This window comes from Serratia sp. NCCP-200 (genome assembly GCF_059697885.1).
Window position 1 is genome coordinate 145,635 of sequence record NZ_BAAKUJ010000006.1, and the last position, 11,597, is coordinate 157,231.

The window sequence follows — 11,597 nt, forward strand, 5'->3', positions numbered from 1 at the left end:
ATTATCCTATCCGTCTGAAAGAACGTGGCTCCCCGTAACGAGCCAGGAAGGGAGAAATCGTCAGTCCTGTTGGGCAACCGGAGTATCCCAGCCATCTTCATCGATCAGCTGCCAGCTGACTTTCCCGCTCGCGGTGGCGGGCAGGGTGTAAGACTGCTTGCCGAAAGGGGGCACCATCAGGCGCAGAGCCGGTTTGTCCAACGCCACATTCCCCACCGCCAGGCGGGAGAAGGTGAGCCAGTAGGGGGTCGGGTTGGTTGCTGTCAATTGGTCGCCTGCCCGGTTGAAGGTCAGCTTCGGGGCCATGTCTGCCACGGCGCGTTTCACCAATCCCGCCGGGCGGTAAAACAGTTTGATATTGCTCACGACCGTCATCACCATCTGCTCACCGTCGGGTTGCTGGGTGGGCAGCGCCTTCATGGAGATAAAAAACACCGATTCCCGGTCGTTAGGCAGTGGCATATCGTTGCGCCGGATACGCAGCGCCAGTTCACCGTTCGCTTCCAGGCGAGCCAGCGGCGGCGTGACAATAAACGGCATCACCGGGGTGCCATGCCAGTTCAGATCGACGTCCCCGGTGGCCGGATCGACCGGGCGGATCCATGACTGCATCAGGTACGGCGCCGGGCTTTTGTTGTAGGCGGTTAGCGTCACTCCCTGCTTTTCGCCCTCCGGGTAAATCACCCGCAGCACGTAAAAGGATATCCCCGGCGAGGCGTTGTCCTGAGCCTGTGCCAGGCCCATTTTGTTGACCAACAGGCATAGGCCCATCAGAAGATAAATAGGGTATTTCATGGTGTGGTCTCCGTGGAGGCTGAGCCTGTCTGCTGGCAGGACTTGGAGAGTCCGCCATAGTCGGTGAGTGTCTGCCAGGCCACCTTATTCACCGGCCCGTCAACGGCCAGGGTGATACTGCTGTGCGGAGGCACCATCGCCGGTTGTTGGTCTAACGCCACGGTATGCCCGTCAACGGTCAGCATCCCCAGGGTCTGAAAATAGCCGGTGGGATTGATGGCCCGCACGCCGTGCGCTTCACGCTTGAACGTCAGCAGGCACGGGGTGTTGTCCGCGGGTAACGCCAACCCTTGCGGGCGATAAAACAGCTTGATCACGAAACGTACCCCTACCGACAGCCGATCGGCCGCCGTTACGGGTTCAGCCTGTGCAGGAATGGCCGAGATAGAGAGATAAAACAGCGATTCCTGGTCGGAGGGCAGCGTGGCGTCCTGCGGCAATAGTCGTAGCAGTTGGCGGCTATCGCCTTGCAGCGAGAACAGCGGTGGCGTAACGATAAACGGTGCGGGGGTCGTATCGTCCAGGCCGTTTTGTACTCGAGCCTGGACCAGATAAGCCTGTTGCCCGCTATTGCTGACGGTGAGGGTTTGCGCTTTATCCGCGGCAGAAAAAATAACGCGTGTCTGCCCCAGGCTGATGCCGCCGCTCCCTGCCTGTGCAGACAGGCTGAAGGTGAGCAGCAGGCTTGATAGCACCTGATGAAATCGCTGTGTCATCGGGCCCTCACTGATAGAGAAACGTAAACACCAGCGTGGCCGTCACGTCACCGGTCGCGACCGTGGCACACCCGTTGCTGCCGCCACAACTGGCACCGGCATAAAAGGTGAACGTCTGGTTGACCGGTATCTGCCCGGCGTTAGCCAGTGAAAGCACGCTGTTGTTTTTGACTTCGGGCTGGCTGTAATCCGGCACGGTGGCACTCTGGATCACCAAAATCCCGGTATTCGCCGCCGATCCGGCATTGCGAAACAGCCATTTACTGTCTTGGGTGGTGCCAGTGCCAGCGATAGTCACGACAGGTTTAAGGCTGCCGCCCGCAGAGCCGGTGCAGTCCTGCACGGAGAGGGTAAAGGGCTGTGGAGCAACAAGCTGGTTTGGGCGCAGCTGTGATTTAGCGATGACACCCAAAGGCAGAGTGCTTTTATCCAGGCTGAGCGTACAGGTGCCATTGGTCAGCACGGCTGAGAAATCCAGCGTCACGGCCTGCACCGGGGCGGATACCGCTCCACCACCTGCCAGCATTACAGCCAGCACGGCCTTAAGGTAACGTTGCGCTGAACGCATCGGTGCCTCCGGTATCATTAATGGTCTGCCACTGCACCCGCTTGCCGGTTGCCAACGGTGTTTTAACCGGCCAGATATGGTTGCCGAAAGGGGGGAGCATGAGTGCAGCCGGCGTATCCAAGGCCAGTTGTTGCCCATTCACCGTCAAGTCGGCCAGGCTGACAAAATAGGGAGAGGGATTGGTCACCTTTAGCCCCCCAGCCACGCGGGAGAACTGCAACCCACTTTGGGCTGCGGCGGAGGAGCCGCTCAAGCTCGCAGGCCGGTAGAACAGCTTGATAATGTTGCCCACGCCGAAGCGCAGTTGGGCCTGAACGTCATTACGCTGCTGAGTCGGATCCAGTTGCGTACTGGTCGGAATAGCGGTGGCATGCAAATAAAACACCGACTCCCGATCGCCGGGTAGCGGCTGGCCGGTAAAGGCAATACGTAACTGATTGGTACTTTGCGGTTCCAGACGGAACAGCGGCGGCGTTACGGTGAACGGGGCCGCGGTCTGTGCATCCTGTTTACCGCTGATAGCCGTTTGTACCAAGTACGGTTCGTGGTTAAGGGTGTTGCGTACTGCGACGTTGATACTGCTGGCCCCTTCAGGGTAAATCAGGCGGGTGGCATTAATGCCAAACCCGGCGGACCAGCCTGCCAACGGTGCACCCAGCAGGGCCACTAGCAACGAAAACAGGGAGATAAAGCGCGTCATATTGCGGATCCTGAAAAGGCGGGCCATCGGCCCGCTGGAACACATCAGTTGTAGGCAAAGCTGAACAGGATTGGGGCGCTAACCATACCGATATCTGGCGTGAGGGACGTAGAGGCCAAACCAGCCTGCAGGCTCAAGGATTTCGCGTTGAAATCGCCTGCCGCCGGGGTTGCACCTGCGGTCGCTACCGCCAATTTCTGGCCATTGGTGATGTACTTTGTTGGTGTGGCTGTTTCACTGAGCATGACGCCAGTGTTGGTACCAGTGCTGTTAAATATGTTCGGGTTCCCCCCCAGCGTTTGGCCGGTCACAATCAGGCTTGCCTTATCACCCGTCTTGGCCGGAGTTTCACAATTGCTCAGACCCACGGTGAAGGTTTTTACACTTGCGGTTACCGGAGTGGCGACTGTAGTGAAGGCAGACTTGGAATAGTTACCCAGATCCAAGCTAGCGTTGGAGAGAGAAACGTCACAGGTCGCCGCAACAACGTTGGCGGTAATGGTCATCTGGGCGTTAGATGCGGCCTGAGCCACGCCAGATCCTGCCAACAGAGCCGCAACCACCGGAGCCAGAGTAAAAATAGACTTACGCATAATGAATTCCTTATTTACGTATTAAAAAGGTGAATATAATCATTTCGTAGCTGATTATTAGCCACGAGCCATCATTTATCTGAACAGTCCGAACAGACAAAGTATCTTCAATAAAATAATCACTACTGATGCCGTCAATTTTTTTAGACGTGAGTAAGGCATCCTGATGCTATTTTCATGCGTTTTTATGCCAAGGTTCTGTGCTTAATGGATTGAGAGCGGTTGGCTATCCATCAAGCATGAAAGCCTTGTTAAGTTTTAGTGTGCGGCTGTCTTCCCATCACTGGAGACACAGTTTGACTGAGCTGGAAATGGAGGATTTTCCTGATCCAATGATTTCCTAAATCGAAAGCCAGATCTTTCATTTTTTATTAAGATTAATCTCGCGATTTATTTCCTATATCCTTAAGATCTTTCCTATCCATCGATTTAGGTCGGAATTATTACGGCCAACTTTATTTTTGAAAAGTGTTTTTTGATAGGCAAAGCAATTTCGCAATAAATGCCTTGGCAGATGGTTTTTATAGTCAAATTGCGAGTTATTATCGTATGTATCATTATGTTTCCGATATGTTATATCGCAAATTTAATTTAGGCAGATTTAAAACTCGTTATTGTAGCGTTTATAAATACTTTACTCCGATGTGGTATTAAATACGCTCAGAAAGCCAAGCAGACGGGACCTGCATGCCGTTTGCCGCTTTGAACGGTGGGCTTTGGCCTGTAGCGCGGGCTGACGCATCACTAAGCTTGTAAGAGAAAAGGTTTAACCTCATGAAATATAAAAAACATAATGCAGCCTGCGACAAGGTTCTGACGGCGCTGCAGGTATTGAGCCGTGTTGATTGCCCTCTGGGCACATTGCCCCCGCAAGATAAATGGCCCAAGACCCGGGATATTGCCGACTACTGTGATACCAACATTTATGTGTCCCGCTACTACCTGATGAAACTGGTGAAGAAAAAGAAGGCGCATGTCTCATCGGTGCCAGACCAAAAGAGCCTACGCTGGTGTATTGCAACACCTACCTGAGGTGGGGATTTATCCCAATGATGTATCACCTAATCAACGGTGTCATTTAAAAAAATCAGGCTGTTAAGGTGTCAATATGAACTCACGCATCGTTATTGCTCTGTGGGGCAAAAATTTCTATTTCTTACAAGGTGTTCGCCACCTTTTTGAACGGTATTTTTATCTCCGGGGAGTATCCCCTCTATTTTTCCATGCTGATTGCAATGATATTATTCATCTGAAAGTTGCGGATCTGATTGTCAGGAGCAACGCCAGCTGGCGGGGAGATGGATATCAACGGTACCAAATCCTTATACGAAAAAATATTGAAGGGGTCACCTATCAACAGGGAGAAATCGGCCTGAATGATAAACCCGAGGCGGTGATGCAACTGCTGGATAGGCTGTTCGACGTGCAGCTCAATAATAATGCCACCTGCGTACCTGACTACGAAAAGATCACTCGGCGAGAGCGAGAGGTCTTGCAGGCGATAGCAGCAGGCTTATCGCCTACACAGATCGCCAAAAAGTTGCAGATCAGCACCAAGACCGTCAGCGCCCATAAGCAGGCATCCATGCGAAAATTGGGATTCCAGCGCAGTCACGATCTGTACCATTGGTTGTGGCAAGGCAGCCCGGATATATTGAGGAGCACAGTGGGAGAGGGATGATGCTACCTAAGGGTGAAAGCACTAATGGTTGTTTTTTGTGGGGCGCAGGTGTGGATCTTCCTTTCCTCCATAATCCAGTGCGAGGCGCGCCGCACCCCGCACTCACCAACGCTTAGTTCTCCACCAACTGCACTACTACCAGCCTGCCACCTTCTTCGGTAGAAAGCACGAACTGGACACCGTCGTTCAGCGCCAGCTTGTCACCGATCGCCACCGGGGTTTTATCCGGCAAGGAGAGCAGCCCACTGATGCCTTCATTCACCAGCCACCACTGATCGTTATGGAACACGAAATAGCCCACGCGTTTTTTCTGCGCGTCCGGCGTACGTTCGTTGGGGGCGATCAGGCGGTTCACGTGCCAGGCATAAATCGACTGGCCGCTCCATACCATCAGGCGATGATCGTCGGGCCGGAAGCTCCCGGCTTTACGCGAGGAGTAAAGGTTCAGGATCGGCAGCTTACCCTTGAACGGCGTACCGCAATATGGGCAAGCCGGGCGATTTTTACCGGAGAACACGTACCATTTCTGTTCGCAGGCCGTGTTTTGACACGGTTGGATCAGATCGACTGTTTTCACCAAAGCCGTTTCCCACTCATCGGCGGTTGGCCGCCTGGTGGGTTCATGCAGGCCTTCGATAAACGCCCTTTCAAACAGCGGCGTCAGGTAGGGGCCCATAATGGTGTAGGGCACTTTCTGCGGATCGGCCCAAGGCAACGATGAAGGGCTGACCTGGTTGAGTTTGACCGCGTTGCTGTGATCGGTCGGGTGCTCTATAAACAGCGCTCTCTCGCCCATCGCCAGGGATTCGTCGCGCATCTCATCGTCCATGTCATGGATCTTGCCGCCGCGCAGTGGGTGGCGGAAGAACAGATACATGTAGATCAGCACGGATAACGCATGCCTGTCGGTGGCGATGCTGGGCAGTATGCGCTGCGGATCTTCTTTCGGTAGATGGCTGGTTTTCACCACTTCCGGAGCAATAAAGTCCGGCGTACCGACCACGTCTGGGGGATATTTGCCTGGCACCACCAGCCCGTCGACGTCAATGATGCAGGCGTGCCCCTGCTCGGGGTCGATCAGCACGTTTTTATAGCTCAGATCGCTATGGCACAGGCCCGCGGCGTGCATACGCCGGACGGCCCGGGTCAGCAGCAGGCATACCTTCAGGTAATTCAGCGTGTTGCCACGTTCGCGCGGATCCAGGAACTTGTGCTGGTTATTGGCGCTGGCGAACCATTTACCTTCCTTCTCGCGGCCTTTAATCCCCAGGAAGTCGTTATTCTTGGAGCCGTACTTAAAGAAGAAATGGCTCTGGTAGGTGGGCACCACGATGCCGATTTTGCCGTCGTGTTCCACTATGCTGGTGGGCCAACAAAACAGCCCTTGCCAGTAATCGCCACCGGCTTGCTCAAAGATGTTCTGCCGGTAACGGCCAGTGATCATCTCGATGCGTTCTTTCGCCTGCTCGTTCTGCGGCTTTTTATAGAACGCCACTACGTATGATTTGTCCGGCGAAAAGTAGACGTCCTTCATGGAGCCGGAGCCGATGATCTCATCGACATACTGGATGGTTTCGCCATCCCTGGTGGTACAGGTAACAATATTTGCCATTTTACTCACCCGCTATGTAGTCCAATCCATTCACCACGCCACGATCAGGGTCCGATCGTCGTGATTGCCCGGGGAGAAGAAGTTAAGCCATTCGGCCAGCCGCTCTGCGGGCTGCGAGGGATCGTTCAGGCAGGGGGTCAGCTCCGCGATCAGGTCATCCCACTTCTGGCTATTTTGCAGGCCATTATCCGTTTCAAACCGGGGATCGGAGACGCCGTCTGTCATCAGCACCAGATGAGAGACCTCGGTCCATTTACCGATGCTGATGCGTTTACTGAAGTTCGCATCGTTCACGGCGTCGGCATCCAGGAAGCGTGTTTGGCCCGCATACTCACCGCTGTCTGGTGTGCCGAGTACACGCACTTTGCCCACCGGCCCGTAGGCCGCAATGGCACCGTCGCCCAACCAGAATGAGGCGGCGAACAGCTCGGCCCCGGTACGGAAGGAAACGGTGACCAGCAGCGTGGTCGAATAGGATTTAGCGCTCTCTTCGGCCCGGATGGATTCATTACTGATATTGTTGACGGCCATGATCGCGGCCTGGCGGAACAGGCGATTAAACGCCTCCCAGACTATCCGCTGATCGTCGGTTCCCCAGTTTTCAACGCAGGCTTTGAGTTCCAGCCCTTTGTCGCTATTCAACAGGTTCGTCAGGTAGTCGCCTACGGTTTGAGTCGCGATGCGCGAGCCCTCGCGCGAGTTTTTAGCGCTACCGGCTCCGTCTGCCACCAACATGATGTTCCAGCCGGTATCGCTATTGCTGGCGATGTAAAAGTCGTCATCCCGGAAGGTGCCCGCATGTTCGTGTGAACGCCCTCTGCGGCTGGCTGCCACGATGTTCACGCCAGGCCCCTGGATCTGCTGATGGGCGACATGCGGTTTGAAATAGCGCGAATCGGCAGGCGGCTCGAGGATTTTCCACAGGCTGCGCGGGTCGGGGTTAACGATAAAGGGCACTTGGGTGGAGCATTGCGGCGCAGTAGGGCAAGACCAGGTGACCGTGATGTCAAAGTCGCCGCTTTCGGTGGCGGTTCCTGCCAGTGAAGAGGTCGCCGGATCAAAGGTGATACCGATATCTTTGGAGAACGCGACGGCCAGCACTTCTGCGCTTGTTCCATCATCCAGCACGATATCGATTTCAGAATGGAAGGGGACGCCGGTACGGGCATTGGCCACGTTGATTTTTGCCTGCGGCTGAATGTTCTGCGGCGTGCTAATCGGGGTAGCGGTGCCGGACGGGATCTGGCCTGGCTTCAGGCTTTCTTTGGCGGTTTCTTCAGACAATGCGGCATCTCCTTGCACGTCCAGCGGATCAAACTGTGCTTTCTGCCAGTCGTCTGGTGTTGGCAGATCTTCGGTATCTGGCGAGGTAACAGGGGTGTCATCGTCCTTGGTGAGGACCACTTTTGGCTCGTCGGCCAAGGTATCGTCATTGGCAACCAACGGCGGAGCTTCTGTTGTCTCAAGCGTTGCGGGGGTCTTGGCCGTCACTTTCGTGATGAGGTTGGTCAGCAAGGTGCCGATCTCATCATCGGCTTGCAGGCTGGCAAGCTGGGCGTCATCCGTCGTTGCGCCCGTTTCAGCCAGGATCAGCATGAGTACGTTTTGGCGCAGTTTATCCACGTCTTGCATCAGCCTTTCCCTCGCGTCACGTCGAAATCAGAGTCGCCGCCGTTTTCCCTGAACGTCAGCCCCTTATCGCACCACGGGCAGATAACGTCATCGGGCCCGTTGACGCACAGCAGCTTGCCGCAGGTACACATCGCAAAGGCGCTGGCATTGCCGCAGTACGGGCAACCCGGCACGCCGTGCAGTTCGCTGGTATTGACCTGAATGGCAGACGCCGATTCATCGCTCCAGGCAAAATAATCCTCATCGATCGGGAAGCAGCCGTTGAGGTTAAAGCCGTTGATATTGAGCTTGAAATCCAGCGTGGAGAGGTTAATGGCCGGGCGTTCGTATTTCATCAGATAAGGGCGGCGTGACTTGCTGCAACGGCCCGTCAGGGTGACGCAGTTTTCGTCGTAGGCTCTGGCAATATCGTCTTTGGCCAGCCTCACAATGTGGTCGGTGTGGGTTAGCAACGGAGGCGCATCTTCCCCCACGCTGCGGCTGTGGGCAGAGACAGACGCGGTGATCCACTTAATGAACTGGGCGAAATCCCCTTCCTGGCTGTCGGTGAACAGCAAGACGTTATCGGTCAACTGCCGCAGGATGTTCATATCCGCCGAAGGGCCAAGGCCGATGGCGATCAGGTTGACTTTATTGGCGTAGTTTTCTTTCCAGCGCCTGATTTCGGGGGCGGTATCGTCCGTTGGGCGGCCATCCGTGAGCAGGTACACCACCGGTTTCCAGTCGCCTTTGCGTTCCTGGGTGGTTTTTCTGACCTGTTGATCCAACTGACGGGTAAGTTCCCGCAATGCCGCGCCCAGGTTGGTGCCACCGCCGATCGGCAGGCGAGGGGGATAAAATGACACCACCTCGACCAGCGGTACGATGGTTTTTGCCACCCCGGCGAAGGCGATCACCGATATCCAGGCGGTTTCAAGCGCGTGGGGGTCTTTTTTCAGGTCGCTGACGATCCTTTGCAGGCCATCATTCATTTTCTTCAGGCTTTCCCCGATCATGGACTCTGAGCAGTCCAAGACCAGGAAGATGGGCAGTCTTCTCATGGTTAAAAACCTCGTCAGGCGGATGCTTCTTGCAATGCGCGTCATGGGGCAATGAAAAAACAGGCAAAGCTCCGGGTAGAGGCTTTGCCTGTTGGCTACAGAACCAGCTGTATTTCCGGTGGTGGTGGCGGGAGGTTATCCTGCCCGGCGTTAACACCCGCACTGGAACTGCCTGACGCGACGCTGGCCGACACCCATTTGAAGAAGCCGGAAAAGGCCGTTGAATCCAGAGTTTCGAGGGCCACAACCTGAGAGGTCAGTTGCTTGAGGTGTTCATGCTTGGCCTTCGGCCCGACCGCACAGGCGATAATGGAACCGAAGGAACGTTTTTTGACTTCTTTGATCGCCTCGCCATAGGCATAGCTGTCTGACGGGGTGCCATCGGTCATCAGGAATACCAATGGCCGCCAATCGCCTTTCTGATCGCCATCGGAGCGGTGGATATCCCGATCGACACATTTGATCAGGCACTCAAGCGCGGCCCCGGTGAAGGTGCCACCCGCGCTGGGGACGACAATGTCGGAGAACTGGAACTCTTCCAATGAGGTTAGCGGGATAAACTCCCGGGCTTCGTTATCAAAGGTGATGATGGAGATATGCACGCTTTCCAGCGCATACGGGTCCTGGCGCAGCGCGCTCATCATCGACTGAATGCCCACGTTAACGGCATGGATAGATTCCCCGCGCATCGACCCGGAGGTATCAATCAGCAGGTAAACGGGTAATCTTCTCATTGCAGGTAGTTCTTCAAGTGGGACACGAAGGAGTCGGACTCGGAAGGTTCGCCAATGGCGTTCAGCTTCCAGCCGGTGCTTTCACGCACCAACTCGGCAAACAGCATGGAACGCTGGCCATCAAAGGCGGCCCCGCCCGAAAGATCGAAACGCGCCATTTCCACGTTTTTGGCATCCACCGCGCGGATAAAGGCGTTTTGCACCTTGCCGAAGTGCTGCTTCAGCTCCTGGCCGTTATAGATCTGCACGATGAAGACGATTTTTTCGTACTTGGGATCGAGGGAGTTCAACTGGGCGATAATCTGCTCGTCATCACCGTCACCCGCGCCGGTGCGGTTATCGCCGGTCAGCCAGATGTGGCCAGACTTATGGCGCTGGCTGTTGAAGAAAATGATGTCCCCGTTAACCAGCGAAGGCCGGCCGTTTTCCACATCGCCAAGGTCGGCGACTTTGCCTTGGGCATTACACAGGAAGGCGATAACGTCGAGATCATACTCCGGCTCTTTCTTGCCAAACAGACCACCCAGCAAACCTTTCTTCTCTTCATTGATATCCCAGCCGAGCCCAATGGTGACTGAGGAAAGGTCGTGTTCGTTTTTACGCAGGCTGACGCTTTGTCCTTTACGCAAACTGACTGACATAAAATCTCCTTGAAAATGTTTTATAGCACAACGTTAACTTCGGGTGGTGGTGGCGGTAAATCGTCCAGGCCAATAACTTCCTTTTTGCCTGATTCGACTTTCTGGCTGCCGACGGAGATGCTGGCCGACACCCATTTAAAGAAGGCTTTGATCGAGGTGGAGTCCGCCGTATCCAGCTGGAGGACGATCTCGGTGATTTCCTGGAGCACTTTGGTTTCGGCACTGTGGCCAGCGGCACAGGCAACGACCACGCCGGTTCTGGCGGCTTTAAAGTCGCTGACGCCTTTGCGCCAGTCATCCGTTGGTGAGCCATCGGTCATGATGAACACCAGCGGGCGCCAATCGCCTTTGGTCTCGGCGGTGGTTTTCTGCACTTCGTTGCTGATGCTGGTGGCGACCAGTGAGAGTGCCTCACCCAGCGCGGTGGTGCCGCTGGCGACCAGTTCTGGCAGCTTGAAGCTCAGCAGATCGGTAAGGGGCACAGCCTGGCGTGCGGAAGAATCGAAGGTAATGACGGAAACATAGGCGGTTTCAAGGGCGTAGGGATCTTGTCGCAGGGTGGAAAGCAGCGTTTGCACCCCATTTTTGACCGCTTCAATGGGTTCGCCCGTCATGGAGCCCGAAGTATCAAGTAACAGATAGACCGGAAGTCTTCTCATCGTATTCCCTTATTGAGTGCCGAGTTTACATAATAAGTGTTCTGGTCGTTATCTCAACAGAAATACCCACGTTTGCAGGAGTGGATTTGTTGATTTTGCGATCGCTTTATCCCCTCACCCCGACCCTCTCCCACAGGGAGAGGGAGCCAGCGCGGAGTTATGGTCGGGGGCGGGAGCTGATCTGTAACAGGGCTGATAGAGAGGATGTCGTTGAGTTGTAGCACGG

At 55.1% G+C, this 11,597-nt stretch carries 13 protein-coding genes; 2 read left to right on the forward strand and 11 right to left on the reverse strand.

What is annotated here, in order from left to right:
* Nucleotides 1–60 precede the first annotated feature (60 nt).
* Genes AC6HVW_RS19335 through AC6HVW_RS19355 form a run of 5 tightly spaced genes read right to left on the reverse strand, consistent with a single transcriptional unit; the run spans nucleotide 61 to nucleotide 3,372 of the window.
* Nucleotides 61–795: a fimbrial biogenesis chaperone gene (locus AC6HVW_RS19335; protein WP_368439080.1), complete on the reverse strand. Its 735-nt coding sequence runs from the start codon at nucleotides 793–795 to the stop codon at nucleotides 61–63.
* Nucleotides 792–1,511, reverse strand: a complete 720-nt coding sequence (locus AC6HVW_RS19340) for a fimbrial biogenesis chaperone (RefSeq protein WP_071682760.1) — start codon at nucleotides 1,509–1,511, stop codon at nucleotides 792–794. The genes AC6HVW_RS19335 and AC6HVW_RS19340 overlap by 4 nt, the downstream gene beginning before the upstream one ends.
* Nucleotides 1,512–1,518: 7 nt before the next feature.
* On the reverse strand, nucleotides 1,519–2,079 hold the full coding sequence (locus AC6HVW_RS19345) for a fimbrial protein (protein WP_071682761.1): 561 nt from the start codon (nucleotides 2,077–2,079) through the stop codon (nucleotides 1,519–1,521).
* The gene (locus AC6HVW_RS19350) at nucleotides 2,054–2,779 is read right to left on the reverse strand and encodes a fimbrial biogenesis chaperone (RefSeq protein WP_081367078.1); all 726 of its coding nucleotides are present in this window, start codon (nucleotides 2,777–2,779) and stop codon (nucleotides 2,054–2,056) included. Before AC6HVW_RS19350 ends, AC6HVW_RS19345 begins: the two co-directional genes overlap by 26 nt.
* A gap of 44 nt (nucleotides 2,780–2,823) precedes the next feature.
* Complete coding sequence (locus tag AC6HVW_RS19355; protein ID WP_071682762.1) at nucleotides 2,824–3,372, reverse strand: fimbrial protein; 549 nt, start codon at nucleotides 3,370–3,372, stop codon at nucleotides 2,824–2,826.
* Nucleotides 3,373–4,146: 774 nt separating this feature from the next.
* Between AC6HVW_RS19355 and AC6HVW_RS19360 the strand changes: the two genes are divergently transcribed.
* Nucleotides 4,147–4,404, forward strand: coding sequence for a FaeA/PapI family transcriptional regulator (locus AC6HVW_RS19360; RefSeq protein WP_021181614.1), 258 nt, complete (start codon nucleotides 4,147–4,149; stop codon nucleotides 4,402–4,404).
* Nucleotides 4,405–4,480: 76 nt separating this feature from the next.
* Nucleotides 4,481–5,053, forward strand: a complete 573-nt coding sequence (locus AC6HVW_RS19365) for a response regulator transcription factor (RefSeq protein ID WP_497569640.1) — start codon at nucleotides 4,481–4,483, stop codon at nucleotides 5,051–5,053.
* A 112-nt stretch (nucleotides 5,054–5,165) separates the two neighbouring features.
* Here AC6HVW_RS19365 and AC6HVW_RS19370 read toward each other — a convergent pair whose 3' ends face one another.
* The 6 genes from AC6HVW_RS19370 to AC6HVW_RS19395 form a co-directional block, all read right to left on the reverse strand.
* Nucleotides 5,166–6,665 (reverse strand): helix-hairpin-helix domain-containing protein, encoded by a 1,500-nt coding sequence (locus AC6HVW_RS19370; protein WP_497569641.1) that lies wholly within the window; start codon nucleotides 6,663–6,665, stop codon nucleotides 5,166–5,168.
* A 30-nt stretch (nucleotides 6,666–6,695) separates the two neighbouring features.
* The gene (locus AC6HVW_RS19375) at nucleotides 6,696–8,297 is read right to left on the reverse strand and encodes a PP2C family serine/threonine-protein phosphatase (protein WP_497569642.1); all 1,602 of its coding nucleotides are present in this window, start codon (nucleotides 8,295–8,297) and stop codon (nucleotides 6,696–6,698) included.
* Nucleotides 8,297–9,337, reverse strand: coding sequence for a TerY-C metal binding domain-containing protein (locus AC6HVW_RS19380; RefSeq protein WP_071682766.1), 1,041 nt, complete (start codon nucleotides 9,335–9,337; stop codon nucleotides 8,297–8,299). The genes AC6HVW_RS19375 and AC6HVW_RS19380 overlap by 1 nt, the downstream gene beginning before the upstream one ends.
* A gap of 95 nt (nucleotides 9,338–9,432) precedes the next feature.
* Nucleotides 9,433–10,071, reverse strand: a complete 639-nt coding sequence (locus tag AC6HVW_RS19385; RefSeq protein ID WP_021807360.1) for a vWA domain-containing protein — start codon at nucleotides 10,069–10,071, stop codon at nucleotides 9,433–9,435.
* Nucleotides 10,068–10,712: a TerD family protein gene (locus AC6HVW_RS19390; RefSeq protein ID WP_021181609.1), complete on the reverse strand. Its 645-nt coding sequence runs from the start codon at nucleotides 10,710–10,712 to the stop codon at nucleotides 10,068–10,070. The genes AC6HVW_RS19385 and AC6HVW_RS19390 overlap by 4 nt, the downstream gene beginning before the upstream one ends.
* 20 nt (nucleotides 10,713–10,732) lie before the next feature.
* Nucleotides 10,733–11,371, reverse strand: coding sequence for a vWA domain-containing protein (locus tag AC6HVW_RS19395; RefSeq protein ID WP_021807361.1), 639 nt, complete (start codon nucleotides 11,369–11,371; stop codon nucleotides 10,733–10,735).
* Nucleotides 11,372–11,597 lie beyond the last annotated feature (226 nt).

Excerpts from the sequence above, each read along its gene's own strand:
- AC6HVW_RS19335 (WP_368439080.1), bottom strand. The coding sequence starts at position 795 with ATGAAATACCCTATTTATCTTCTGATGGGCCTATGCCTGTTGGTCAAC.
- AC6HVW_RS19340 (WP_071682760.1), bottom strand. The coding sequence starts at position 1,511 with ATGACACAGCGATTTCATCAGGTGCTATCAAGCCTGCTGCTCACCTTC.
- AC6HVW_RS19345 (WP_071682761.1), bottom strand. The coding sequence starts at position 2,079 with ATGCGTTCAGCGCAACGTTACCTTAAGGCCGTGCTGGCTGTAATGCTG.
- AC6HVW_RS19350 (WP_081367078.1), bottom strand. The coding sequence starts at position 2,779 with ATGACGCGCTTTATCTCCCTGTTTTCGTTGCTAGTGGCCCTGCTGGGT.
- AC6HVW_RS19355 (WP_071682762.1), bottom strand. The coding sequence starts at position 3,372 with ATGCGTAAGTCTATTTTTACTCTGGCTCCGGTGGTTGCGGCTCTGTTG.
- AC6HVW_RS19360 (WP_021181614.1), top strand. The coding sequence starts at position 4,147 with ATGAAATATAAAAAACATAATGCAGCCTGCGACAAGGTTCTGACGGCG.
- AC6HVW_RS19365 (WP_497569640.1), top strand. The coding sequence starts at position 4,481 with ATGAACTCACGCATCGTTATTGCTCTGTGGGGCAAAAATTTCTATTTC.
- AC6HVW_RS19370 (WP_497569641.1), bottom strand. The coding sequence starts at position 6,665 with ATGGCAAATATTGTTACCTGTACCACCAGGGATGGCGAAACCATCCAG.
- AC6HVW_RS19375 (WP_497569642.1), bottom strand. The coding sequence starts at position 8,297 with ATGCAAGACGTGGATAAACTGCGCCAAAACGTACTCATGCTGATCCTG.
- AC6HVW_RS19380 (WP_071682766.1), bottom strand. The coding sequence starts at position 9,337 with ATGAGAAGACTGCCCATCTTCCTGGTCTTGGACTGCTCAGAGTCCATG.
- AC6HVW_RS19385 (WP_021807360.1), bottom strand. The coding sequence starts at position 10,071 with ATGAGAAGATTACCCGTTTACCTGCTGATTGATACCTCCGGGTCGATG.
- AC6HVW_RS19390 (WP_021181609.1), bottom strand. The coding sequence starts at position 10,712 with ATGTCAGTCAGTTTGCGTAAAGGACAAAGCGTCAGCCTGCGTAAAAAC.
- AC6HVW_RS19395 (WP_021807361.1), bottom strand. The coding sequence starts at position 11,371 with ATGAGAAGACTTCCGGTCTATCTGTTACTTGATACTTCGGGCTCCATG.